Genomic DNA, 22,265 nt, shown 5'->3' on the forward strand with positions numbered 1-22,265 from the left:
CCGATTTGGACGGCCGCCCCGGCGCGCGAGGCCGCATGAGGGGCCGCCCCCGCCGCCCCCTCCCCGCCCGGACATCAGGGCCGGCGCGGCGTGCGCGCCACCACCAGCACCGTCACGCTGGCCGCGCCCGCGGCCAGCAAGGCGCGCGCGGCCGCATCGGCGGTGCTGCCCGTGGTCATGACGTCATCCACCAAGCCGACATGGCGGCCGGCCAGATCGCGCGCGCAATCGAACACGCCCCGGGCGCCGCTCAGCCTGGCCTGGCGCCCCAGGGCCGTCTGCCTGGGCGTTTCGCGCCGCCGCCGCAACGCCCCGCGCAGCAGCGGCCAGCCCAGTTGCGCCGCCAGGCTGCGGGCGATCTCGGCCGCCGGATTCATGCCGCGCCGGCGCAGCGATGCGCGACTGGACGGCACCGGCACCAGCAGCAAGGCCCGCGGCGGGGGTTCGGACCACACCGCATGCGCCAGCAGCCGCGCCAGGACCGGCGCCGCGCTGAGCCGCAGTTGGGTCTTGAGCTGCCGGATCAGCACCTCGGCGGGCGGCTCGTAGTCGAAGGCGGCGACCGTGCCGATGAAGGCTGGCGGCCGCGCCAGGCAGTCGGCGCAATGCAGCGCATCCGCCGCCAGCCTCTGGGCGCAACGCGGGCAGCGCGGCGCCAACGACGCTTCGGCCAGATCGGTTTCGCAGCCCTCACACAGGCGGGCGCCGCCGACCCGCCCCCCGCACAGCGGACAGTCGCAGGGCACCCGGGCCAGCAACCCCCGCCCCATGGCCTGTAGGGACAATCGGCCGCCGCGGCCGGGATGGGCAATAATGTGAGCCATCCCCCATGAAATCATGATCCGCCCGCGGCGCCGCGCCCGGGCGCGACCGAAATGTCCCTGCCCGCACCTGCCACCCCGCCCTCGCTCCCGCTCGTCGCCGCCGACGTGCCGCGCCAATTCGCCCGCCGCGGCGATCTTTCGGACGCCCAGTTCCTGTACGGCGAAGTCGCCCGCCGCATGCTGGGCCGGCTGCAGTACATCCGCGTGCAGCCGCAGGCCATGCTCGACGCCGGCTGCGGCGCCGGCGACAACCTGGCGCTGCTGCGCGAACGCTATGCCGAAGCCGCCTACACCGGCCTGGATAACTGCGACCCGCTGCTGGAGATCGCCCGCAAGCGCCACGCCCCGGCCGGCCTGTCGGCCTGGATAGGCAAACTGGCGCGACGCGGGCCGACCAATGCCTTCATCAATGCCGATCTGGCCGCCACCGGTCTGGCGCCTGAATCGCAGGAACTGGTGTGGTCCAACCTGGCCCTGCACTGGCACCGCGAGCCGCATGCCGTGCTGGCCGAGTGGCGCCGCATTCTCAAGGTCGGCGGGCTGGCGATGTTCTCCTGTCTGGGGCCGGCGACGCTGCGCGAATTGCGCCAGGCGCTGGACGACGCCGGACTGCGCACCGCCACCCCGGCCTTCGTCGACATGCATGATTTTGGCGATCTGCTGGTGGAAAACGGCTTCGCCGATCCGGTCATGGACCAGGAAATCCTGACGTTGACGTACCGCACGCCGGAAAAGCTGCTGCAGGACGTGCGCGCCCTGGGCGGCAACCCCGCCGCCGGTCGGCGCGGCGGCCTGGTCGGGCGAGACTGGCGGGCGCGCCTGTGCGATGCGTTGGAAGCCCAGCGCCGCCCGGACGGCGTCATCGCGCTGAGCATCGAAGTCGCCTACGGCCACGCCTGGCGCGCCGCCGCCCACCGCGGCACTGCAGGCGAGACCCGGCTTTCGGTCAGCGCCATCGGCGGCCGCCAGCGCGGCACGCCCTGAAACAAGACGCCCGGACAGGCCTAGTGCAGGCGTTCGGGCAGTGGCGCGGTCACTCCCGGCTCCGCCGTCGAGAGGGGCTGCATCGGCTCGGACGTGGCGCGGATTCGCCGCCGCAACACCGCGGTCGGCTCGGCCGGCGCCGCCTGGGCGACCTCACCGCGCCAGGCTTGCGACATCGATTCCACCACCAGCGGCAGATCGCGCAAACGATGGAACTGGCTGCGCAGCCAGCGCGAATCGTTGCCGCTGCGCATGGCTTCGTCGCGCAGCGATGCGATCATGTCGCCGGTCCCCAGTTCTTCGGCCACCGGCATCAGCCGCTGGAACAGCGCCCGCAGGTGGTCCATCAAGCGCAGGCGCTCGCCATCCGGCGTCACATAGCTGCCCTGCAGGCCGAAACGGCAGGCCTGGAAGTGGTTGCTGCGGTAGGACAGCCAGGCCTTGTCGCTGGGATCTTCTTCGCGCATCAACAGCACCGACAGCGCCTGGGCGAAGGCCGCTATCTGGCAGGCGCGCTCCACGGTCAACGGCGTATCGCAGACGCGGATTTCGACCGTGCCGAATTCGGGCTTGGGACGGATGTCCCAGTACAGGTCCTTGATGCTCTCGGCCAGGCCATAGGCGCGAAGTTGCGCCAGATGGGCCTCGAACTGGTACCAGTCCTTGACCTCGGCCGGCATGTGACCGGCCAGCGGGAAGCTGTTGACCGCGTTCAGGCGCGAGCACGAAAACAGTGTATCGACGCCCTCGCAATACGGCGAGGAGGCCGACAGCGCGATAAAGTGCGGGACATAGGGCGACAGGCGACGCAGCAGCTTGATGGCTTCGTCGCCGTTTTTCACGCCCAGGTGGATGTGCTGGCCAAACACCGTAAACTGACGCGCCAGGTAACCATACATTTCCGCCAGGTACTGGAAGCGGGGCGTATCCGAGATGGAGCGTTCCTGCCAGCGCATGAACGGGTGGGCGCCGCCACCGGCTACCGAGACGCCCACGGCGTCAGCCGCTTCGACCAGGGCATCGCGCATTTCGCGCATTTCCGCCAGCAGGCCCATGGGGTGCTCGTGCACCGAGGAATTCAGTTCGATCATGGACCGCGTGATTTCGGGTTTCACGCGATCGGCAATGGGATGGTTGGCCATTTGGGCCAGCAGTTCGTCGGAGGCTGCGGTCAGGTCAAAACTGCGGGGGTCGATCAGTTGCAGCTCGAGTTCGATGCCCAGGGTGTTGGGGGCCGACGAAATGAACGGGATCTGTTCCATCTCGGACTCCTTCGGATGTTTGATGAGGGGATGCGCCGTTCGACCTTGAAGCCCGGCAACTTCCCGGGGGGCGCTAGACGGCGGCTTGTGAACGCATAATAGCCGCATGTTTGTGGCAAAACGATTGAAAATCGTGACATTTGTGTGCAACATCACGATGCATTCGGTTTTGCTCTCTAGAACAAAGTGAGCGAGCGCTCACAACGTAATGGTGGCGCGGCTCGCCGGCCCGGGAAGCCTGCAAGCGCAGGCTGGGTGCGGGTTCCCAGAGGGGATGGGATAACCCCATAAAGGGTTATCCCTTATAAAAACAGACCTATCCCGACGGGGACGCGCCGCGGCGACGGGAGGCCGGAAATTCGGGCTGTGCCGCGCACGGGCGAGGCCGCCTACTTGCGCCAGAAAATCGGCGTGAACAGCACCAGCACGGTCAGCAGCTCCAGGCGGCCGATCAGCATGGCGAAGGTGCAGACCCAGATCTGGAAATCCGACAGCACCGCGAAATTTCCCATGGGTCCGACCGGTCCCAGGCCGGGGCCGGTGTTGTTGACGCTGGCGAAGACGGCCGAGAACGCCGTGATCGGGTCCAGCCCCGACAGCAGCAGCAGGCTGGTGAAGACAGCGATGGACAGACCGTAGAAAAGCATGAACGCCAGCACCGACGACATGGTGCGGGCCTCGACGGCGCGGCCGTTGATCCGTACCGGGCTGACCGCATGCGGATGCAACATTGTGACAAGTTCATTGCGCGCCTGCTTGATCAGCAGGATGGCCCGGATCATCTTGATCCCGCCCCCCGTCGAACCAGCCGAGGTGGCGAAGCCCGACAGCAGCAGCATGGTCAAGGGCGCGAACAGCGGCCACTGGGCGAAATCGGTATTGGCGTAGCCCGTGGTGGTGGCCATCGAGATCGTGTTGAACATCCCGTAGCGCAGAGCCTGCAGCGGCTCCTGGTAGACGCCCTTGACGTACAGGAACACCGAGATCACCAGGCCCACCCCCAGCACCACCACCAGGTACGGAATGGCTTCCGGACAACGCAGATAAGCGCGCGGACTCCGCTGGCGGAAAGCGTTGAAATGGGTGGCGAAGTTGATGCCGGCGATCAACATGAACACCATGGCCACCATTTCCACCGCTACCGAATCGAAATGGGCAAAGCCGTCGTCCCAGGTGGAAAAGCCGCCCAGGCCCATGGTGGTGGCCATGTGGCACCAGGCCTCGAACCACGACAGGCCGACCGCGCGGTAAGCCAGGAAGCACAGGATCGAGAACGCGAAATACACCGCGTACAGCGCCTTGGCGGTGCTGGCGATGCGGGGGGTCAGGCGCTCGTCCTTCATCGGCCCCGGGGTCTCGGCCCGCACCACCTGGTGGCCGCCGACGCCCAGCAGCGGCAGGATCGCCACTGCCAGAACCAGGATTCCCATGCCGCCGATCCAGATAAGGGTGGCGCGCCACAGGTTGATCGAGGCGGGCAGCGCGTCCAGATTGGTCAGCACGGTGGCGCCGGTGGTCGTCAGCCCGGACATGGCCTCGAAATAAGCCCCGGTGAACGATAGCGGCAGGCCGGCACGGTGGAAGTAGATCAACAGCGGGATCGCCGCCAGCAGCGGCAGGCCGGCCCATACCGCCGACACCAGCACAAAGCCGTCACGGGCGCGCAGCTCGCTGCGGGCCCGCCGCGTCAGCGCCGCCAGCGCCACGCCGATACCGACCGAAATCAGGAAACCGTGCAGGAAGGCATCGCGCGCGGCGTCGCCGCCGATGTAGGCCACTCCCAGCGGGATCAGCATGGTGAGGGCGAACATCACCATCGTCAGGCCCAGGATGTGCAGCGTCGCCAGGACCCGCTTCATGCGGCCTCCCCGGCCGTCGCCGGTCCGTCGGAAAGCGGGACGCGCAGGCTCATCAGAAGAACGACGCCGAGACTTGGAACAGTTTTTCCACGCGTGGCATCTGCTTGCGCGAGGGCACGAAGACGATGACGTGATCGTCGGTCTCGATCACGGTATCCGCGTCAGGCAGGATGATCTCGTCCTCGCGCACCAGCGCGCCGATGCTGGCGCCCTTGGGCAGGCTGATCTCGCCCACCTTGCGGCCCACCACCTTGGAATTGGAGCGGTCGCCGTGGGCGATGGCCTCCAGCGCCTCGGCCACGCCCTGGCGCAACCGGTGCACCGCCGCCACGTCGCCGCGCCGCACATGGCGCAGCAGCTCGCTCATGGTGGCCTGCGACGGCGACACCGCGATGTCGATATGGCTGCCCTGCATCAGTTCGCCATAGGCCTGGCGGTTGATCAGCGCGATCACCTTGCGCGCGCCCAGCCGCTTGGCCAGCAGCGACGACATGATGTTGTCCTCGTCGTCGCTGGTCAGCGCCAGCCAGGTGTCCATGTCCTCGATGTTCTCGCGTTCCAGCAGGGCCTCGTCGGTGCCGCTGCCGTGCAGCACCAGCACGCTGTCGGGCAACTGCGTGGCCAGGTATTCGCAGCGCTTGAGGTCGCGCTCGATGATGCGCACGCTGTAGTTTTCCTCGGCCAGCGCGCGCGCCAGCCGCAGGCCGATGTTGCCGCCGCCGGCGATCATCACGCGGCGCACGGCCTTTTCGGCTTCGCGCAGTTGCCGCACGGCGCGGCGGGCGTGGCGCGTGTCCACCACCAGCACCACTTCGTCGCCCGGGGCGATCACGGTGCCCGACCCCGCCCGCAACGGGCGGCCGCCGCGCAGCACGTCGATCACCCGCGCCGTGACGTCGGGCCAGACCTCGCGCAGCTTGTCGACGGGATGGTGCGCCATGGGGCTGCCGTGACCGACGCGGACCGTCACGACGCTGACCCGCCCTTCGGCGAATTCCACTACCTGCAGCGCCTCGGGGAACTCGATCAGGCTGTGCAGGTAGGTGGTGACGCTGCGCTCGGGACTGATGATGGCGTCGATGCAGAAGCCGTCTTCGCTCATCAGTTCGGGATGTTCGGAAAATTCGCCAGAACGGATACGGGCGATGCGGCGAGGGATGTTGAAAAGCTGACGGGCGATCTTGCAGGCCACCATGTTGGCCGCGTCGGACGCGGCGCAGGCGATCAGCAGGTCGGTGTCCGCGGCGCCGGCGCCTTCCAGCACCGACACCTGCGAGCCGTCGCCATGGACGACGCGCAGGTCGAAGTGTTCCTGCAGGTATTGCAACTGGGAAGAGTCCGAATCGATCACCGTGATGTCGTTCTGCTCGGACACCAGGTTTTCCGCCACGCTGGTGCCTACGCGACCAGCGCCGATGATCAGGATCTTCATGCGCCCCGTTTGCGCGCCGACTCGATGCCCAACTGCTTGAGCTTGCGGTAGAGGTGGGTGCGCTCGAGGCCGGTGCGTTCGGACACGCGGGTCATGCTGTGGCTTTCGCGGACCAGATGGTATTCAAAATAGATGCGCTCGAACTCGTCGCGCGCCTCGCGCAGCGGCTGGTCCAGCGAGATGCTGCCCAACTGGCCGTTGGCGGTGACCGGAACTTCGTTCGCGGGGGCCAACGACAGCGTCGGCGGATCGAGTTCGTCCTCGAGCGCCACGGCGGCGCTGGCGGTCGTAGGCGCCGTCACGGGCGCCGGATGCGGCACGCGACCGCGGGCCAGGCCGGCGGCCACGGTCTTGAGCAGGCGTTGCAGCGTAATCGGCTTTTCGAGGAAATCCATGGCGCCGATGCGGGTGGCCTCGACCGCCGTGTCGATGGTGGCGTGACCACTCATCATGATGACCGGCATGTCCAGCAGGCCCTGCGAGCCCCATTCCTTGAGCAGGCTGACGCCATCGGTGTCCGGCATCCAGATGTCCAGCAGCACCAGATCGGGACGCGTGCGAAGGCGCGCGGCGCGCGCTTGCGCCGCGTTTTCGGCCAACTCGACCGTGTGCCCTTCGTCGTAAAGGATTTCCGACAAAAGCTCGCGAATACCGACTTCGTCGTCAACCACCAGAATTCTGGCCATAAAGCATCCACCTATTGCGTAGCCGCATTATCCTTTTCTTGCGCGGTCGCGTCCATAGTATCGGCCCCGGGAGCGAGCCGGGTCAACAAGATGGAAATCCGCGCGCCTCCTTCCTTGCGATTCGCAAGGTCGATCCGCCCGCCATGCTCTTCCACGATCTTGCGTACGATTGCCAATCCTAACCCAGTCCCGTGGGACTTGGTGGTTACGTAGGGCTCGAAAGCGCGCTGCATGACCTGCGGCGGGAAACCCGGGCCGGTGTCGGCGACCGTGAAACGCAGGGCCTGCTGGTCGGCGCGGTCGGGCTGCTCGCTGCGCATCAGTTGGGTCGTGACGCTGACCCGGCCTTCCCCTCCCTTCTCGGCGATGGCGTCGCGGGCATTGGACAGCAGGTTATGGATCACCTGGCGCAACTGGGTCGGATCGCCCTCGATGGCGGGCAGGTCCGCGCCCAGGCTGACGTCCAGGTTCAGCGCCTTGCCGGAGGCCGAACGCACCGAAGCGGCGCCGTCCGGCTCCCAGCCATACAGGGACAGCACATCCGCCACCAGCGCGTTGAAGTCGATACGCTGCATCACCGCCGGCGGCGTGCGGGCGTATTCGCGGAAATCATCCACCATCTGCTTGAGCGAGGCCACCTGGTTGACGATGGTGTTGGTGGAGCGCTCGACGATCTGGGCCTCGGCCGGCGGCAGCTTGCCTTCCAGCTTCATCGCCAGGCGCTCGGCGGAGAGTTGGATCGGCGTCAGAGGGTTCTTGATCTCGTGGGCCAGGCGGCGCGCCACTTCGCCCCAGGCGACGGTGCGGTTGGCCGATATCACCTCGGTAATATCGTCGAACACGACCAGGTAGCCGTTGCCGCGGCCGTCCACCCGCAGGTGGGTGCCGCGCGCCAGCAGCGTCAGGGCCTGGGGCCCGTTGGGCGTGTCGCCCTGCTTGGGCGCGATTTCGAACTGCTGCTGCCAGTGCTGCCGTTCGGAGCCCACGGCGGCGTGGGTGGAAAAAGCCTGCCGCACGACGTTCGCGAATTCGAGCATGCCATCGACGGTTTCCAGCGGCCGCCCGATCACCGAGCGCAGGTCGGCCTGCAGGATGGTCTGGGCGCCCTGGTTGACGGTGGTGACGCGGAAGGACTCGTCGAACACCAGCACGCCCGAGGACAGGTTCGACAGCACGCTTTCCAGATAGACGTTGGACCGCTCGAGCTGCTGGCGGTTGCTCTCGACCATGCGGCGGGCCTCGTCGAGCTGGCGCGTCATGGCATTGAACGAGCGGGTCAACTGGCCGACCTCGTCGCGCTCGGGCGGCTCGGGCAGCGGCCGGTAGTCGCCCACGCCCACCGCCTGGGTGCCGCCCGCCAGGCTGAGCAATGGCCGCACCAGCCGCTTGGACAGCGACAACGCCACGGCGATGGCGCCGAACGCGGCCAGCAGCAGCGCCAGGGTCAGCGTGATGCCATACAGTTTGCGCAGGCCGAGCCGCGACAGGGCGAGTTCCTGGTAGTCGCGAAAACCCTGCTGCACCAGGTTGGCGTTGTGCGCGATCTGCTCGGGCACCGGCTGCAGCAGTTGCAGCCAGCGCGGCTCGGAGGCGGCGCCCAGCAGGTTGTCGTAGCGGTCGGGCCCGGTCAGCGGGATCACCACGCGCAGGTGCAGCCCGCCGTCGGTGCCGGGCTTGACCGGGTCATCGGCCTCGGCGGCCGAATAGCCGCGCGACAGCCGAAGTTGGTTCATGACCGTCGACGGCGGCATGGCCGGCAGCAACTGGCCGTACTGGCTGGTGGAGAACGCCACCATGCGGCCGCTGCCGGTGAAGACCATGGCTTCCTGCACGCCGTTGGCTTCGCGCAGCCGGGTCAGGGCCAGCGTCACGCCGGTATCGGAATTGCGGTTCAGCTCGGCCGCCATCGAGCGGGCCCGCGCGTCCAGGTCGGCCAGCAGCGAGTCGAGCGCGGCGCGGCCCAGGTTCAGGCCGGCCTCCAGCGCGGTGTCGACCCGTACGTTGAACCAGGACTCGATCGAGCGCGACATGAACTGCACCGAGACTGTGTAGATCAGGGCGCCGGGGACCACGCCGATCAGGGCGAAGGCCAAAGAGAAGCGGGCGGTCAGCCTGGCGCCGAACTGCCGGCGCCGGATCTGCCGCGCCAGCCGCACCGTCAGGGCCACCACCCAGACGAACAGCGCCAGCGCGAAGATGCCGTTGAGAACCAGCAGCGTGTCGTAATAGCGGGCAAAACGCGAGGCATTGCCCGTGGACCATGCCAGCAGGCCCAGCAACGCCAGGCCGCTCACCGCGCCGACCATCAGGGCCAGCCGAAGCAACAGCCTCATGAGGGGTCTTTCTCCTTGTCACCCAGCGAGAACGAGAAATCGGTCCACGGCGTGCCCTGGACCCAGGAGCTGCTGTTCAGGGCATTGACCTGGAACGGCCGGGGCAGCAGCGACGTGTCCAGCCGCAGCCGCAACTGGCCGCCATAGACCACGCCCTCGTCGAAATCGTCGGCATCGGCCACCTGCCAGTTGCGCACATGGCGGATGACGCTCATTGCGTCGTCCAGCGACGCCACCGGGAAGGACAGCTCGCCGACCCCGGCACGCCACTGGCGCGTCAGCGCGTTGTAGATCACGCGCCAGGTGCGGGAGGTGTCGACCAGGGACTTGTTGAACCACCACCAACGCTCGCGCGTGATGGTCAGGTCGGCAGTGAAGTACAGGGGTACGCCACGCTGGGCGGCGTCACGCAGTTGCTGGTTCAGTTCGAACTCGATGTCGGCGTCGATTTCAAGCTTGTCGCCACGCACGACCGGTTCGACGCGCACCACCTTCGGTTCGGACCCGTGTGCCTGACCGGCCGGCGCCAACGACAGCGCGGCAGTTGCGAACAATAACCCCAGAAATAACCGTGAAATGATGGACATACGACACCGAAACCCCGTCATGCCCCCTATTCTTGGCGATTCAGGACTGCTTGGCAAACAAGGCGTAGAAAAATCCATCGCGTTGCGCCGCGGGTGTTGCATCGACCGCAACTGGCAGCAATTGGCCGGGCGCGTCCAGGCGCCGGGCCTCGGGGTGGCGCTGCAGGAACTCGAGCGCCTGGCGCGTGCCCTCGATCGGGAAGATCGAGCAGGTCACGTACAGCAGGCGGCCGCCGGGCGCGACCGTGCGCCAGAGCGCGTCCAGGATGCGCGCCTGCAGCGTGGCGGTGCGGCGCACATCGTTCTCGCGGCGCAGCCAGCGGATGTCGGGATGACGCCGCACGATGCCCGAGGCGGTGCACGGCACGTCCGCCAGCACCGCGTCGAAGGGCTTGCCATCCCACCAGGCGTCCAGGTCGGCAGCGTCGGCGGCCTGCAGCCGCACATGCTCGCCCGCCAGGCCGAGGCGGTCCAGGTTCTGGCCGACCCGCGTCAGGCGGTCGGCGTCGGCGTCCAGGGCCAGCAGGTCGATGTCGGCCAGCTCCAGCAGGTGGGCGGTCTTGCCGCCCGGCGCGGCGCAGGCATCCAGCACCCGCATGCCGTCCTGCGGCGCCAGCAGCTCGGCGGCCAACTGGGCGCCGGCGTCCTGCACCGACCACCACCCTTCGGCGAAACCGGGCAGTTGAGCCACCGGCCGCGGCGTGGCCAGCACCAGGCCGGCCTGGCCCACCGTGTCGGCGGCCAGGCCCGCGTCCTGGAACGCGGCCAGGACCTGCTCGCGGCTGGCGCGGCGGCGATTGACGCGCAGGGTCAGCGGCGCCGGCACGTTGGCCGCCCGCAGGATCTCCTGCCACTGCTGCGGATAGGCCACGCGCAATTGCTTGACCCACCAGCCCGGATGGTTCCATTCGGCCTCGGGGCTGTCGGCCACGGCGGCCTCCAGCGCCGCCCGCTCACGCAGGAAACGGCGCAGGCAGGCATTGAGCAGGCCCTTGAACGCCCCGAGGGAACGGGTCGAGGACGCGGCCGTGACGGCCTGGTCCACCACGGTGTGGGGCGCGTAGACCGGCATGCCCGGCAGGCCGGCAGCGGCCTCGCCCTCGGCCTTGAGCAGCGTCAGCGAGACCAGCAGCAGCGATTCGAACAGCACATTGGGATAGCGCTGCACCAGTTCGCGGCCGACCGCATCGGCCCAGCCCAGGTAGCGCATCGCGTGGAACGACACCGCCTGCGCCGCGGGGCGCAGGGCGCCATCGACGTCGGCCAGGGCATCGGTCATCGAGCGGCCTTCCAGGACGTCCTCCACCACGCGCGCGCTGGCAAGCAAAACGGCGGAAAGCGGGGGAGCCAGATGGGGGGTATCGGAACGCGTGGACATGGCAGCAAATCAAAGGACAAGACCGCTATGGTAGCCCGGCGCGGGCTGCCGCCCCGTCGACGGCCTCGCGGGGAGCGCTGGACGAACCGCGCCGGGCGCGTCACACTGGCCGCCTGCCTCGGAGCCCGCCATGTCCACCGCCACGCTGCTGCTGTTCATCCTGGCCTCGGCCGTCGCCATCGTGACGCCCGGCCCGACCGTCCTGCTCGCCATGAGCAACGGCTCGCGCCACGGCGTGCGCACCGCCTGCTGGGGCATGGGCGGCGCGGTAATGGCGGATTTCATCCTGGTGGGCGCGGTGGCTTCCGGCCTGGGCGTGGTGCTGGCCGCTTCCGAGGTCGCCTTCCATGTCATCAAGTGGGCGGGCGCCGCCTACCTGGCCTATCTCGGCTGGAAGATGCTGCGCTCGGACGCCGCGCTGGTGCTGCCGGCCGCCGAACCCGGCGCCGCCCGGCCGGTGGGCCTCAAGCTGGGCCTGCGCAGCTTCGTGGTGGCGCTGACCAACCCGAAGGCATTGCTGTTCATGTCCGCCTTCCTGCCGCAGTTCATCAATACCCAGGCGCCCCTGCTGCCGCAATACGCCACCGTGGCTGCGGTGCTGGCGCTGATGAACATCCTGACCATGCTGGCCTACGCCACCCTGGGCGCGCAACTGGTGCGGGCCTTTCGCGGCTCGGGCCTGCGCTGGCTGAACCGGGTCTGTGGCTGGCTCATGATCGCGCTGGCCGGCACCCTGGCGCTGTACCGCCGCAGCGGCGCCTGACGCCCGACGTCGCCCTGCCCGGATATTAGGGACGCACACCAGCCGGGAATCGCCCCCGGCAACCCGCTAAAATAACGGCCCCCCGCCCTGCCGCGCTAAAATTGCGCAGTATTTGATCACTGGCGCCGGCTCGCGCCCACCGAGGTATTCCATGTCTTCCCCCAAAGTCGGCTTCGTCAGCCTGGGCTGTCCCAAAGCCCTGGTCGACTCCGAACGCATCCTGACCCAACTGCGCACCGAAGGGTACCAAGTCACGCCCGAGTACAACGACGCCGACGTCGTGGTGGTCAACACCTGTGGCTTCATCGACAGCGCCAAGGCGGAGTCGCTGGAAGCCATCGGCGAAGCGCTCGCCGAGAACGGCAAGGTCATCGTCACCGGCTGCATGGGCGTCGAGGAATCGGTGATCCGAAACGTGCACCCCAGCGTGCTGGCCGTGACCGGCCCGCAGCAATACGAGGAAGTGGTGCGCGCCGTGCATGACGCCGCGCCGCCCAAGAAGGACCACAATCCCTACCTCGACCTGGTGCCGCCGCAGGGCGTCAAGCTGACCCCGCGCCACTACGCCTACCTGAAGATCTCGGAAGGCTGCAATCACCGCTGCAGCTTCTGCATCATCCCGTCGATGCGCGGCGACCTGGTCAGCCGTCCGGTGGGAGACGTGCTCAGCGAGGCCGAGCGCCTAGTCAAGGCCGGCGTCAAGGAGCTGCTGGTGATTTCGCAGGACACCAGCGCCTACGGCGTCGACGTCAAGTACCGCAGCGGCTTCTGGAACGGCCGGCCCGTGCGCACCCGCATGACCGAGCTCTGTACGGCCTTGTCCGAGATGGGCGTCTGGACGCGCCTGCATTACGTGTATCCGTATCCGCACGTCGACGAGGTGATTCCGCTGATGGCCGAGGGCAAGATCCTGCCCTACCTGGACATTCCGTTCCAGCATGCCAGCCCGCGCATCCTCAAGGCCATGAAGCGTCCGGCGTTCGAGGACAAGACGCTGGCGCGCATCAAGCAGTGGCGCGAGATCTGCCCCGACCTGACCATCCGCTCGACCTTCATCGTCGGCTTCCCCGGCGAGACCGAGGAAGACTTCCAGTACCTTCTGGACTGGATGCAGGAAGCCCAGCTCGACCGCGTCGGCTGTTTCCAGTATTCGCCGGTGGAAGGCGCGCCCGCCAACCTGCTCGACAATCCGGTGCCGGACGAGGTCAAGCAGGAACGCTGGGAACGCTTCATGGAACTGCAGCAATCGATTTCCACCGCGCGCCTGGCGCGCAAGGTCGGCCGCGAGATCGACGTACTGATCGACGAAGTGGACGAAGACGGCGCCGTGGGCCGTAGCGCTGGCGACGCGCCGGAAATCGACGGTTGCGTCTACGTCAGCTCGGACCGCAAGCTCAAGGCCGGCGACCTGGTGCGCGCCCGCGTCACCGACTCCGACGAGTACGACCTCTGGGCCGACACGGTCTGAGCGTCATGAGGCCGGCGGCATCGGCCGCCGGCGCGAAAGGCCCGCGGCCCGGTTCAGGCCTCCAGCAGTTTCAGGCCCGCCACGCCGCCCACGATCAACGCAATGCACGCCAGGCGCGCGACGGACGGCGAATCGCCGAACAGCAGGATCCCCAGCAGCGTGATGCCCACGGACCCGATGCCGGTCCACACGGCGTAAGCGGTGCCCGCGGGCAGGTGCCGCATCGCCAGCGTCAGCAGGAAGATACTGCCCAGCGCCGCGGCGATGCCGATGGCGCTGGGCCAGAACCGCGTCCAGCCGTCCGCGTACTTCAACGCCAGCGCCATCACGATTTCCACCGCGCTCGCGGCCAACAGGATCCACCAGGCCATCCCGGCCTCCCTTCGTTATTGGAATGCGGCCAGCTTAGGGCCTATAGTTACCCAGGCACAAGTACGCACCTATTGGTAACCATGAAGGGCACCCCATGGCAGTCTCTCCCGCTTCCGCGGGCGACGTCTTCGACGCCGCCTGTCCATCGCGCCGCGCGCTCGAACTGATCTCCGGCAAATGGGTACCGCTGGTGCTGCCCGCGCTCGCGCATGGCCCGCTGCGCAACAATGAGCTGCTGCGCAAGCTCGACGGAATCTCGCAGAAGATGATGACGCAGACACTGCGCGAACTGGAACGCCACGGACTGGTCCTGCGCGAGGACATGCGCACGGTGCCGCCGCATGTGCGCTATCACCTGACCGAACTGGGGAAGTCGCTGAATGTGGCGCTGGTGGCGCTGGATCGATGGGCCGAAAGCCACCATGCCCAATTGGATGAGGCGGCGCGCCGCCACGACGCGGCTGCCGCGCGCCAGGGTTGAACAACCCGGGCGGGACGCGCAGCCCCATGGCGCACCGCCGGCCCACGGTGCGCCATCGACCGCTGACGGGCCTTAATGCTTGGCCAGGAAATCAGACAGATCGTCGGCGTGCTCTTCCTCGACCGCCAGGATTTCCTCCAGCAGGCGACGGGTGGTCGAATCCTGCTCGCCGATGTACTCGATCATCTGCCGGTAGCTGTCGATAGCAATACGCTCGGCGATCAGGTTTTCCTTGATCATCTCCTCGAGCGAGGAGCCCTCGACGTACTCGGAATGGCTACGCTCGAGCAGGCCCTTGGGCGACAGATTGGGCTCGCCGCCCAGTTGCACGATACGCTCGGCCAGTTTGTCGGCGTGATCCTGTTCCTGAGCGGCGTGCTCCGCGAATTCCGCGGCCACCGGCTCGGCGTTCAGGCCGCGGGCCATGAAGAAGTGGCGCTTGTAGCGCAGCACACAGACGATCTCGGTGGCCAGCGCCTCGTTCAGCAGCTTGAGCACGGTCTGGCGGTCGGCACGGTAAGTGTCGGTGACGGCGCCGGACTCGATATCCTGGCGCGCCTTGGCGCGGATCGCCTTCACATCCATGTCGAAGGGGCGGCTCGCCTTGTCTTGGTTACGGGTCGTGTTTTCCATATCGTTAGCTCCTTGTGGGGTTGGCAATACGACGCTGGACTTCCAGTCGTTCCGAACAACCCAGTCTACCGGGCGTACGAAAAGATGCTGTGTCCAAACATTGCCCATGGCGCCGGATCCGGCTTTCGTGCGCCGGCTAAAAACCCGCCCGGCGCTTCTCGTAAACTATCGGCTTCCCGGACGGCCCGTGACGCAATCTGTAACGGGCCCGACAACAAGTAGCTTCATATGACCCTGAAGAACATCTGCGTGTATTGCGGCTCCAATCCCGGCGCGCGCCCCGAATACCTGGAGCAGGCCCGCGTGCTGGCCCGTGAACTGGTCAAGCGCGACCTCGGCCTGGTCTACGGCGGCTCGGTCGTCGGCATCATGGGCGTCATCGCCAACGAGGTGCTGGCCGGCGGCGGCCGCGTGATCGGCGTGATCCCGGAACTGCTGCAGAAAAAGGAACAGGCCCATCGCGGCCTGACCGAGCTGCACCTGGTGCAGAGCATGCACGAGCGCAAGGCCATGATGATGGAGAAGGCCGACGGCTTCATCGCGCTGCCCGGCGGCGCCGGCACGCTGGAAGAGTTCTTCGAGGTCTGGACCTGGGCCCAGCTCAGCATGCACAGCAAGCCCTGCGGCCTGCTCAATATCGCCGGCTATTACGACGCGCTGATGCAGTTCGTCGACCATGCCGTCGACGAAGCCTTCATGCGCCCGCAGCACCGCGACATGCTGGTGGTGGAAAGCGATCCGGCGACGCTGCTGGACCGCTACGCCATTTACGAGCCGCCCAACGTCTCCAAGTGGTTCGAGCCCGTCAAGCCCGAGCATCGCGCCCCCTAACCCGCTCCAAGGAAAGCCCCGCAATGTCCAACGGTTCGTCGTTCCCCGCCAGCACCGAGTCCGTATTGCGCGATTACTTCCACGCCAAGGACGAAAACCGCCCACACTACATGGCGCGCGCCTTCGCGCCGCAGGCGGTGCTGAAGATGGCGCTGCGCACGCAGGCCATCGCGTTTCCGCCCGAATCCCACGGCCTGGCCGCGATCACCGACACCTTGGTGCGCAAGTTCGGCCAGACCTACGACAACGTCTACACCTTCTACCTGGCGCGGCCCGAGGCCGATGCGCGCCTGTCCGACTATTCCTGTGACTGGATCGTCGGCATGACAGAGAAGGCCACCGGCAACGTGCGCGTGGGCTGTGGCCGCTACGCCTGGACCTTCCAGCCGGAGCCATACCGCGCGACTCACCTGACCATTACCATCGAGACCATGGTGACGCTGCCCCCGGCCGCCACCGACGCGGTGTTCGGCTGGCTGCTCGCGCTGGACTATCCCTGGACCAACGCCCAGCGCGTCGTCGCTGGCGCCCCGCCGCTTGAAGACCTGGCGCCGGTGGTGCAGTATCTGCTTCACCCCATGTAGATCGGCATCGGATTTTTTCTTGAAATACGACATCGCAGCTTTTGATTTCGACGGAACCCTGGCAGACACCATGCCCTGGTTCAATTCCATCCTCAACACGGTGGCCGACAAGTACGGCTTTCGCAAGATCGACGCCGCCGAGCGCGACCAGTTGCGGCACCGCGACGCCGGCGAGATCCTGAAGTTTCTGGGCATCCCGCTGTGGAAACTGCCCGCCATCATGGCGCACGTGCGCACGCTGATGCAGGAGATCGATCCCAGCGTGCGCCTGTTCGATGGCGTTCCGGACGCGCTGGCCCGACTGAAGGCGGGCGGGCTGCGGCTGGCGGTGGTCAGCTCGAACTCGCTGGAAAACGTGCAGCGCGTGCTCGGGCCGGAGACCGCGGCGCTGTTCGACGACTACGAATGCGGCACCGACCTGTTCGGCAAGGCCGCCAAGATCGAGCGCCTGCTGCAGCGCCACGACACCCCGCCGGAACGCTTCTTGCTGGTGGGCGACGAGATGCGCGACATCGACGCGGCCCGCAAGGCCGGCGTGCGCGTGGGATCGGTGGCCTGGGGCTACAACCACGTTGACGCGCTGCGCGACCGCGGCCCCGACGAGCTGTTCATGCAGGTCGCCGAACTGCCCGCCGCGCTGGCCTGACACTGCGTCCCGACAAGGACACCCCCATGGCCCGCAACGTCGAAATCAAGGCAAGGGTCGCCAGCCTGGCGGCCCTCGAATCGCTGGCCGCCGCGCTGTCGGGCAAGGCTCCGGTCGCCATCGCGCAGGACGACACCTTCTTCGCCTGCCCTGACGGCCGGCTCAAGCTGCGCGTGTTCGCCGATGGCAAGGGCGAACTGATCTTCTACCGCCGCGCCGACGAGGCCGGCCCCAAGGAAAGCTTCTACGTCATTTCACCGACCGCCTCGCCCGATACCCTGCGCGACGCGCTGGGGCTGGCTTATGGCGTGATCGGCCGCGTGCGCAAGCAGCGCCTGCTATTCATGGCCGGCCGCACCCGCATCCACCTGGATCGGGTCGAGGGACTGGGGGAATTCCTGGAACTGGAAGTCGTGCTGCGCGACGGCGAAAGCGTCGAGGCAGGCATGGCCGAGGCCCATGAGCTGCTCGCCAGCCTGCAGATCGCGCCGGACCAGTTGTTGTCGGGCGCCTACCTCGACCTGCTGGCCGAGCGCGCCTGAGAAAGGCCGCCTGCGCCACGGCGGCCAGCCCCTGGCAACGGCGAACGGCCTCAGGCCGGCTGCCAGCCCCGCACGAACACGTCCACCGGCTGGCGCTTGCCGCCGGCCTTCTGCAACTCAAGCAGGCGCAACACGCCCTCGCCGGTCGCAATGTCGATGCCATCAGCCTGCGCGCGCAGCACGCTGCCGGGCGCGGCCGCCGCGGACTGTGGCAGGGCCTGCGCGCGCCACACCTTCACGGGATCGGCCAGGCCGGGCAGGCGGATGCTGGCGCCGGGCACCGGGTTGAAGGCGCGCACGCGACGCGCCAGCAGTTCCGCGGGCTGGCTGCAATCGAGCGCGGCCTCGGCCTTGTCCAACTTGGCGGCGTAGGTCACGCCGTCCTCGGGTTGCGGGGTCGGCGTCAAACCGCCCTGGGACAGCGCGGCCAAGGCCGCCACGATCGCCTCGCCGCCGGCCAGCGCCAACGCGTCGTGCAATTGCGCGGCATTGGTCTCGGCCCCGATCGGCACGACCCGCTCCAGCAGCATGTCGCCGGTGTCCAGGCCCGCGTCCATCTGCATGATGGTCACGCCGGTGCGGGCGTCGCCCGCCTCGATGGCGCGCTGGATCGGCGCCGCGCCGCGCCAGCGCGGCAGCAGGCTGGCGTGGATGTTCAGGCAGCCCAGGCGCGGCAGGTCCAGCACCCACTGCGGCAGGATCAGGCCATAGGCCGCGACCACCATCACGTCGGGCGCGATGCGCTCGAGCAGGGCGCGGGCCTCGGCAGCCTCCTCGGGATAGCGGCCATCGAGCCGCAGGCTGCGCGGCTGGGCGACCTCGATTCCGGCGTCGAGCGCGGCCTGCTTTACGGGACTCGGTGTCAATTTGAGCCCGCGCCCGGCCGGGCGGTCGGGCTGGGTCATGACCAGCGGAATGTCGTGGCCGGCGGCCCGCAGGGCGTCGAAGGCGATACGGGCGAATTCCGGCGTGCCGGCGAAAACTAGGCGCATGGGGAGCGGACCGGGAGGAAGGAAACGGGCGTCAGGCGCGCAGCGCTTCGCGCTCGGCCTTTTTCAACTTGGTCTTGATGCGGTTCTGCTTCAGGTTGGACAGGTATTCGACGAACACCTTGCCCTCCAGGTGGTCGAGCTCGTGCTGCACGCACACGGCCAGCAGGCCGTCGGCATCGAACTCGAACGGCTTGCCGTCGATGTCCAGCGCCTTGCAGCGGATGCGCGAAGCGCGCTCGACTTCGTCGTAGATGCCAGGGACCGACAGGCAGCCTTCCTCGTAGATTTTGTAATCGTCGCTGCGCCAGGTGATCTCGGGATTGATCAGCACCAGCAGTTGGTTGCTTTCTTCGGAGACGTCGATGACGACCACGCGTTCGTGCACGTCGACCTGCGTCGCGGCCAGGCCGACGCCCGGCGCGTCGTACATGGTTTCGGCCATGTCGCGCACCAGTTGGCGGATGCGGTCATCGACCTCGGCGACCGGCTTGGCCTTCTTGTGCAAGCGCGGATCCGGGTAGCGAAGAATAGGAAGTAATGCCATTGAAAAGGAATCGTCGGTAAGAGTGCCTGACCAACAGTTTAATTCATTAGATTCTTGATTTCTAATAGTTTTCGGCTAACACGAGGATTATCCGGACCGGCCTGGCCCCGATTTACAGCCCCGTCCGGCCGGGATCATTCGGTCCCGCCTGCCGGGGCTGCCGTGGCCGCCATGCGACACTCTCGAACGATCGGCGCCCGGGCGCCGGCCCCCCCCCCGTTTCCTTCGCGCCCGTCCGCCGGCGCCCTTGCCATGCCGCTCACCCATACCGCCGCTGAATTGTCCGCCTGGTTGCGCCTGTCCCTGGAGCCCGGCATCGGCCCGGCCACCGCCTGCACGCTGCTTGGCGCGCTGGGCCTGCCGGAACAGATCTACGCACAGCGCGCCTCGGCCCTGGCGCGCCAACTGCCGGACGCGCTGGCCCGCCAGTTGGCCGCGCCCATGCCGGTCGACATGGCCGCACAGGTCGACAACGCGCTGCAGTGGGTCGAGGGGCAAGGTCACCACATCCTGACGCTGGCCGATCCCACCTATCCGCAAAGCCTGCTCACCATCGCCGACCCGCCCATCCTGCTCTACGTGAATGGGGACCCGGCCTATCTGCAGGGACCATCGCTGGCCGTCGTGGGCGCCCGCAATGCAACCCCCGGCGGCCAGGAAAACGCCCGCGCCTTCGCCCGCCACCTGGCCGGCAACGGCTGGCGCGTGGTCAGCGGGCTGGCGCTGGGCATCGACGCGGCGGCCCATGAAGGCGCCCTGGACGCCGGCCCCGCAGGCGCCGGCACGGTCGCGGTGATGGGCACCGGCATCGACCGCATCTACCCCGCGCGGCACCGCGACCTGGCGCATCGCATCGCCGCGCACGGCGCGCTGGTCTCCGAATTGCCGATGGGGACGGGCGCCCTGCCCCAGCACTTTCCCAAGCGCAACCGCATCGTGGCCGGACTGGCGCGCGGCGTGCTGGTGGTCGAGGCCGCAAAACAGAGCGGCTCTCTCATCACCGCGCGGCTGGCGGGCGAAAGCGGGCGCGAGGTGTTCGCCATTCCCGGCTCGATCCACTCGCCGCTGTCGCGCGGGTGCCATGCGCTGATCCGCCAGGGCGCCAAGCTGGTGGAGACCGCGGCCGACATCACCGACGAACTGGGCGGCGGCCCACAACCCGGCGCCCGCCCGGCCGCGGCGGTTGAGGCAGCCGCCCCCCATCCGGTTCTCGACGCCCTGGGCTTCGACCCGTTGCACCTGGATGCGATCCAGGCCCGCTGTGGCCTGGATACCGCCGACCTGCAGGCGCAATTGCTGGAACTGGAACTGGCCCTGCGCGTGGCGCGCCTGGACGACGGCCGCTTCCAGCGCCTGAAATAAGGGATCGCGCCAGGGGCCGGCCGGCGCCTGGACCGCCCTCGGCCCGAGCGCGAGCGGGGCCGGATGCGATGGCGCTAATATTGGCGTTGGCGCCGAGCCGCCGCCGCGGCCGCCCCCGATACCGATACAGGAAGAGACATGGCATTGCCCACACGCGTCAAGATCGTCGAGGTTTCGCCCCGCGACGGCCTGCAGAATGAAAAGGAATTCGTGCCCACCGACATCAAGGTGGAACTGATCGACCGCCTCGCGGCCGCCGGCTTTCCCAATGTCGAGGCGGCCTCGTTCGTGTCGCCCAAGTGGGTGCCGCAGATGGCCGACGGCGCCGACGTCATGGCGCGGATCCAGCGCCGCCCGGGCACCATCTATTCGGTGCTCACGCCCAACATGAAGGGCTTCGAGGGCGCGCTGGCCGCCGGCGCGGACGAAATCGTCATCTTCGGGGCGGCCAGCGAGGCCTTCTCGCAAAAGAACATCAATTGCTCGATCGCCGAATCCATCGCGCGCTTCGAACCGGTGGTGCATGCCGCCCGCGAGGCCGGCATCCGCGTGCGCGGCAGCATCAGCTGCGCGCTGGGCTGTCCCTACCAGGGCGAAGTGCCGATCGAGTCCGTGGTCGATGTGGCCCAGCGCTACCTGGCCATGCAGGTCGACGAGATCGACGTGGCCGACACCATCGGCGTGGGCACGCCGCAACGCGTGCGCGACGTCATGGCCGCGGTCACCCGCGTGGTGGACCCGGCGCGCGTCTCGGGCCACTTCCACGACACCTACGGCCAGGCGCTGGCCAACATCCTGGCCTCACTGGAGACCGGCATCTCGATATTCCATGCCTCGGTGGCCGGCCTGGGTGGCTGCCCCTACGCCAAGGGCGCGACGGGCAATGTCGCGACCGAAGACGTGCTGTACATGCTGCGCGGGCTGGACATCGACACTGGCGTCGACTTCGATGCGGTGGTGGACATCGGCCAATGGATGTCGGCCAACCTCAACCGCAAGGGCTCCAGCCGGGCTGGCAACGCCATTGCCGCCAAGCGGGCAGCCTGACCGCGAAACGCCGTAGAATGGCTGCGCGCGTTTCGCGTGAGCGTCCGGGTCAACCGGCGCAAGTCTTTCCGCAACGCTACCGGAACTCCGCAGCCGCATGACGCCCCTCGTACCGTCCCCCTCGCCCGAGGAACACGCCGCCCTGCTCCGCGCCCTCGGCCCGCTGCCCCTGTCAGGGCAGGCGTGGCCCGACTGGGTGCGCATCCTGACCTGGGTGATCCTGGCGGTGCTGGGCGTGCAGGTGGTCACGACCGCCATTCGCGCGCCGGGCCAGCCGCTCGAAAGCTCGATGGCACTGGTGGTGGGGCTGTGCTTCATCGGCCTGCTGTTCGTGTCCTGGCACATGCAGACCTCCATCACCACCATCGATGAGCGCGGCTTGCGCCAGACCTGGTTCTCGCGCCGCGAGGTCGCCTGGGAAGACGTACGCGAAGCGCGGTTCGTGCCGATGATATTTTCCAAGCGCCTGGTGGTGTTCACACACCGCGGCCGGCCGGTGATCTTCCAGGGCGGTACGCGCGAACTGCGCGCCGCCTTCACCCAGATCGCACAGGTGTACCGGCGCCGCTGACGGTCCTGTCGCAACGCGCGCCCAATAAAAAACCGATGCCGCGGCATCGGTTTTTCATTGGGGATCCGGCCAGTGCGCCGGACG

Annotated in this window: 23 protein-coding genes; 11 read left to right on the forward strand and 12 right to left on the reverse strand. The window is 67.8% G+C overall.

The annotated features are described in order from the left end of the window. Positions 1–74: 74 nt before the first annotated feature. A complete protein-coding gene (locus AAID08_RS26785) occupies positions 75–824 on the reverse strand; it encodes a ComF family protein (protein WP_367648729.1) in 750 nt (249 codons plus the stop codon). 51 nt (positions 825–875) lie between these two features. Between AAID08_RS26785 and AAID08_RS26790 the strand changes: the two genes are divergently transcribed. Continuing rightward, complete coding sequence (locus AAID08_RS26790; protein WP_175166980.1) at positions 876–1,808, forward strand: methyltransferase domain-containing protein; 933 nt, start codon at positions 876–878, stop codon at positions 1,806–1,808. A gap of 20 nt (positions 1,809–1,828) precedes the next feature. Here AAID08_RS26790 and AAID08_RS26795 read toward each other — a convergent pair whose 3' ends face one another. From AAID08_RS26795 to rsmB, 7 genes are all read right to left on the reverse strand, one after another. Beyond that, complete coding sequence (locus AAID08_RS26795) at positions 1,829–3,070, reverse strand: YbdK family carboxylate-amine ligase (RefSeq protein ID WP_054500436.1); 1,242 nt, start codon at positions 3,068–3,070, stop codon at positions 1,829–1,831. Between the two features lie 389 nt (positions 3,071–3,459). Continuing rightward, positions 3,460–4,929 (reverse strand): TrkH family potassium uptake protein, encoded by a 1,470-nt coding sequence (locus tag AAID08_RS26800; protein WP_054500435.1) that lies wholly within the window; start codon positions 4,927–4,929, stop codon positions 3,460–3,462. A gap of 52 nt (positions 4,930–4,981) precedes the next feature. Beyond that, entirely contained in the window at positions 4,982–6,361 is a 1,380-nt protein-coding gene (trkA, locus tag AAID08_RS26805) for a Trk system potassium transporter TrkA (RefSeq protein ID WP_054500434.1), read from the reverse strand. Next, on the reverse strand, positions 6,358–7,047 hold the full coding sequence (locus AAID08_RS26810) for a response regulator (protein ID WP_144655685.1): 690 nt from the start codon (positions 7,045–7,047) through the stop codon (positions 6,358–6,360). Before AAID08_RS26810 ends, trkA begins: the two co-directional genes overlap by 4 nt. Before the next feature lie 11 nt (positions 7,048–7,058). Further along, the gene (locus AAID08_RS26815; RefSeq protein ID WP_054500432.1) at positions 7,059–9,380 is read right to left on the reverse strand and encodes an ATP-binding protein; all 2,322 of its coding nucleotides are present in this window, start codon (positions 9,378–9,380) and stop codon (positions 7,059–7,061) included. After that, the gene (locus AAID08_RS26820) at positions 9,377–9,967 is read right to left on the reverse strand and encodes a DUF4390 domain-containing protein (RefSeq protein WP_116792223.1); all 591 of its coding nucleotides are present in this window, start codon (positions 9,965–9,967) and stop codon (positions 9,377–9,379) included. The genes AAID08_RS26815 and AAID08_RS26820 overlap by 4 nt, the downstream gene beginning before the upstream one ends. Positions 9,968–10,007: 40 nt before the next feature. Beyond that, a complete protein-coding gene (rsmB, locus tag AAID08_RS26825) occupies positions 10,008–11,345 on the reverse strand; it encodes a 16S rRNA (cytosine(967)-C(5))-methyltransferase RsmB (RefSeq protein ID WP_054500430.1) in 1,338 nt (445 codons plus the stop codon). 130 nt (positions 11,346–11,475) lie between these two features. On the opposite strand from rsmB, the gene AAID08_RS26830 reads away from it, so the two are divergent. Beyond that, the gene (locus AAID08_RS26830) at positions 11,476–12,108 is read left to right on the forward strand and encodes a LysE family translocator (protein ID WP_395757136.1); all 633 of its coding nucleotides are present in this window, start codon (positions 11,476–11,478) and stop codon (positions 12,106–12,108) included. 151 nt (positions 12,109–12,259) lie between these two features. Then, on the forward strand, positions 12,260–13,576 hold the full coding sequence (gene rimO, locus AAID08_RS26835; RefSeq protein ID WP_175188834.1) for a 30S ribosomal protein S12 methylthiotransferase RimO: 1,317 nt from the start codon (positions 12,260–12,262) through the stop codon (positions 13,574–13,576). A gap of 53 nt (positions 13,577–13,629) precedes the next feature. On the opposite strand, the gene AAID08_RS26840 is transcribed toward rimO, so the two are convergent. Further along, entirely contained in the window at positions 13,630–13,947 is a 318-nt protein-coding gene (locus tag AAID08_RS26840) for a multidrug efflux SMR transporter (RefSeq protein WP_054500427.1), read from the reverse strand. A 95-nt stretch (positions 13,948–14,042) separates the two neighbouring features. Between AAID08_RS26840 and AAID08_RS26845 the strand changes: the two genes are divergently transcribed. Continuing rightward, positions 14,043–14,429, forward strand: coding sequence for a helix-turn-helix domain-containing protein (locus AAID08_RS26845; protein ID WP_116792219.1), 387 nt, complete (start codon positions 14,043–14,045; stop codon positions 14,427–14,429). A gap of 72 nt (positions 14,430–14,501) precedes the next feature. On the opposite strand, the gene AAID08_RS26850 is transcribed toward AAID08_RS26845, so the two are convergent. Continuing rightward, a complete protein-coding gene (locus AAID08_RS26850) occupies positions 14,502–15,062 on the reverse strand; it encodes a bacterioferritin (protein ID WP_054500425.1) in 561 nt (186 codons plus the stop codon). 228 nt (positions 15,063–15,290) lie between these two features. Between AAID08_RS26850 and AAID08_RS26855 the strand changes: the two genes are divergently transcribed. From AAID08_RS26855 to AAID08_RS26870, 4 genes are read left to right on the forward strand one after another with little or no spacing between them, the layout of a single operon-like run. After that, on the forward strand, positions 15,291–15,893 hold the full coding sequence (locus AAID08_RS26855; RefSeq protein WP_054500424.1) for a TIGR00730 family Rossman fold protein: 603 nt from the start codon (positions 15,291–15,293) through the stop codon (positions 15,891–15,893). Between the two features lie 23 nt (positions 15,894–15,916). Continuing rightward, entirely contained in the window at positions 15,917–16,477 is a 561-nt protein-coding gene (locus AAID08_RS26860; protein WP_064524030.1) for a hypothetical protein, read from the forward strand. A gap of 19 nt (positions 16,478–16,496) precedes the next feature. Continuing rightward, positions 16,497–17,123: an HAD hydrolase-like protein gene (locus tag AAID08_RS26865; RefSeq protein ID WP_054500422.1), complete on the forward strand. Its 627-nt coding sequence runs from the start codon at positions 16,497–16,499 to the stop codon at positions 17,121–17,123. Positions 17,124–17,149: 26 nt separating this feature from the next. Continuing rightward, entirely contained in the window at positions 17,150–17,665 is a 516-nt protein-coding gene (locus AAID08_RS26870; protein ID WP_054500421.1) for a class IV adenylate cyclase, read from the forward strand. A gap of 50 nt (positions 17,666–17,715) precedes the next feature. On the opposite strand, the gene fmt is transcribed toward AAID08_RS26870, so the two are convergent. After that, positions 17,716–18,657, reverse strand: coding sequence for a methionyl-tRNA formyltransferase (fmt, locus tag AAID08_RS26875; protein WP_054500420.1), 942 nt, complete (start codon positions 18,655–18,657; stop codon positions 17,716–17,718). A 31-nt stretch (positions 18,658–18,688) separates the two neighbouring features. After that, positions 18,689–19,201: a peptide deformylase gene (gene def, locus AAID08_RS26880; protein ID WP_006389914.1), complete on the reverse strand. Its 513-nt coding sequence runs from the start codon at positions 19,199–19,201 to the stop codon at positions 18,689–18,691. 252 nt (positions 19,202–19,453) lie between these two features. Between def and dprA the strand changes: the two genes are divergently transcribed. The 3 genes from dprA (at position 19,454) to AAID08_RS26895 (ending at position 22,181) form a co-directional block, all read left to right on the forward strand. Beyond that, positions 19,454–20,563, forward strand: a complete 1,110-nt coding sequence (gene dprA, locus AAID08_RS26885; protein WP_064524028.1) for a DNA-processing protein DprA — start codon at positions 19,454–19,456, stop codon at positions 20,561–20,563. A gap of 138 nt (positions 20,564–20,701) precedes the next feature. Beyond that, positions 20,702–21,610 (forward strand): hydroxymethylglutaryl-CoA lyase, encoded by a 909-nt coding sequence (locus AAID08_RS26890; RefSeq protein WP_054500418.1) that lies wholly within the window; start codon positions 20,702–20,704, stop codon positions 21,608–21,610. A 97-nt stretch (positions 21,611–21,707) separates the two neighbouring features. Next, positions 21,708–22,181 (forward strand): hypothetical protein, encoded by a 474-nt coding sequence (locus AAID08_RS26895; protein ID WP_054500417.1) that lies wholly within the window; start codon positions 21,708–21,710, stop codon positions 22,179–22,181. The last annotated feature ends 84 nt before the right edge of the window (positions 22,182–22,265 follow it).

Source organism: Achromobacter sp. EB05, from assembly GCF_044232075.1.
Lineage (GTDB): Bacteria > Pseudomonadota > Gammaproteobacteria > Burkholderiales > Burkholderiaceae_B > Achromobacter > Achromobacter dolens.

Coding starts and splice junctions, on each gene's coding strand:
- AAID08_RS26785 (WP_367648729.1), bottom strand. CDS start 824: ATGGCTCACATTATTGCCCATCCCGGCCGCGGCGGCCGATTGTCCCTA.
- AAID08_RS26790 (WP_175166980.1), top strand. CDS start 876: ATGTCCCTGCCCGCACCTGCCACCCCGCCCTCGCTCCCGCTCGTCGCC.
- AAID08_RS26795 (WP_054500436.1), bottom strand. CDS start 3,070: ATGGAACAGATCCCGTTCATTTCGTCGGCCCCCAACACCCTGGGCATC.
- AAID08_RS26800 (WP_054500435.1), bottom strand. CDS start 4,929: ATGAAGCGGGTCCTGGCGACGCTGCACATCCTGGGCCTGACGATGGTG.
- trkA (WP_054500434.1), bottom strand. CDS start 6,361: ATGAAGATCCTGATCATCGGCGCTGGTCGCGTAGGCACCAGCGTGGCG.
- AAID08_RS26810 (WP_144655685.1), bottom strand. CDS start 7,047: ATGGCCAGAATTCTGGTGGTTGACGACGAAGTCGGTATTCGCGAGCTT.
- AAID08_RS26815 (WP_054500432.1), bottom strand. CDS start 9,380: ATGAGGCTGTTGCTTCGGCTGGCCCTGATGGTCGGCGCGGTGAGCGGC.
- AAID08_RS26820 (WP_116792223.1), bottom strand. CDS start 9,967: ATGTCCATCATTTCACGGTTATTTCTGGGGTTATTGTTCGCAACTGCC.
- rsmB (WP_054500430.1), bottom strand. CDS start 11,345: ATGTCCACGCGTTCCGATACCCCCCATCTGGCTCCCCCGCTTTCCGCC.
- AAID08_RS26830 (WP_395757136.1), top strand. CDS start 11,476: ATGTCCACCGCCACGCTGCTGCTGTTCATCCTGGCCTCGGCCGTCGCC.
- rimO (WP_175188834.1), top strand. CDS start 12,260: ATGTCTTCCCCCAAAGTCGGCTTCGTCAGCCTGGGCTGTCCCAAAGCC.
- AAID08_RS26840 (WP_054500427.1), bottom strand. CDS start 13,947: ATGGCCTGGTGGATCCTGTTGGCCGCGAGCGCGGTGGAAATCGTGATG.
- AAID08_RS26845 (WP_116792219.1), top strand. CDS start 14,043: ATGGCAGTCTCTCCCGCTTCCGCGGGCGACGTCTTCGACGCCGCCTGT.
- AAID08_RS26850 (WP_054500425.1), bottom strand. CDS start 15,062: ATGGAAAACACGACCCGTAACCAAGACAAGGCGAGCCGCCCCTTCGAC.
- AAID08_RS26855 (WP_054500424.1), top strand. CDS start 15,291: ATGACCCTGAAGAACATCTGCGTGTATTGCGGCTCCAATCCCGGCGCG.
- AAID08_RS26860 (WP_064524030.1), top strand. CDS start 15,917: ATGTCCAACGGTTCGTCGTTCCCCGCCAGCACCGAGTCCGTATTGCGC.
- AAID08_RS26870 (WP_054500421.1), top strand. CDS start 17,150: ATGGCCCGCAACGTCGAAATCAAGGCAAGGGTCGCCAGCCTGGCGGCC.
- fmt (WP_054500420.1), bottom strand. CDS start 18,657: ATGCGCCTAGTTTTCGCCGGCACGCCGGAATTCGCCCGTATCGCCTTC.
- def (WP_006389914.1), bottom strand. CDS start 19,201: ATGGCATTACTTCCTATTCTTCGCTACCCGGATCCGCGCTTGCACAAG.
- dprA (WP_064524028.1), top strand. CDS start 19,454: ATGCCGCTCACCCATACCGCCGCTGAATTGTCCGCCTGGTTGCGCCTG.
- AAID08_RS26890 (WP_054500418.1), top strand. CDS start 20,702: ATGGCATTGCCCACACGCGTCAAGATCGTCGAGGTTTCGCCCCGCGAC.
- AAID08_RS26895 (WP_054500417.1), top strand. CDS start 21,708: ATGACGCCCCTCGTACCGTCCCCCTCGCCCGAGGAACACGCCGCCCTG.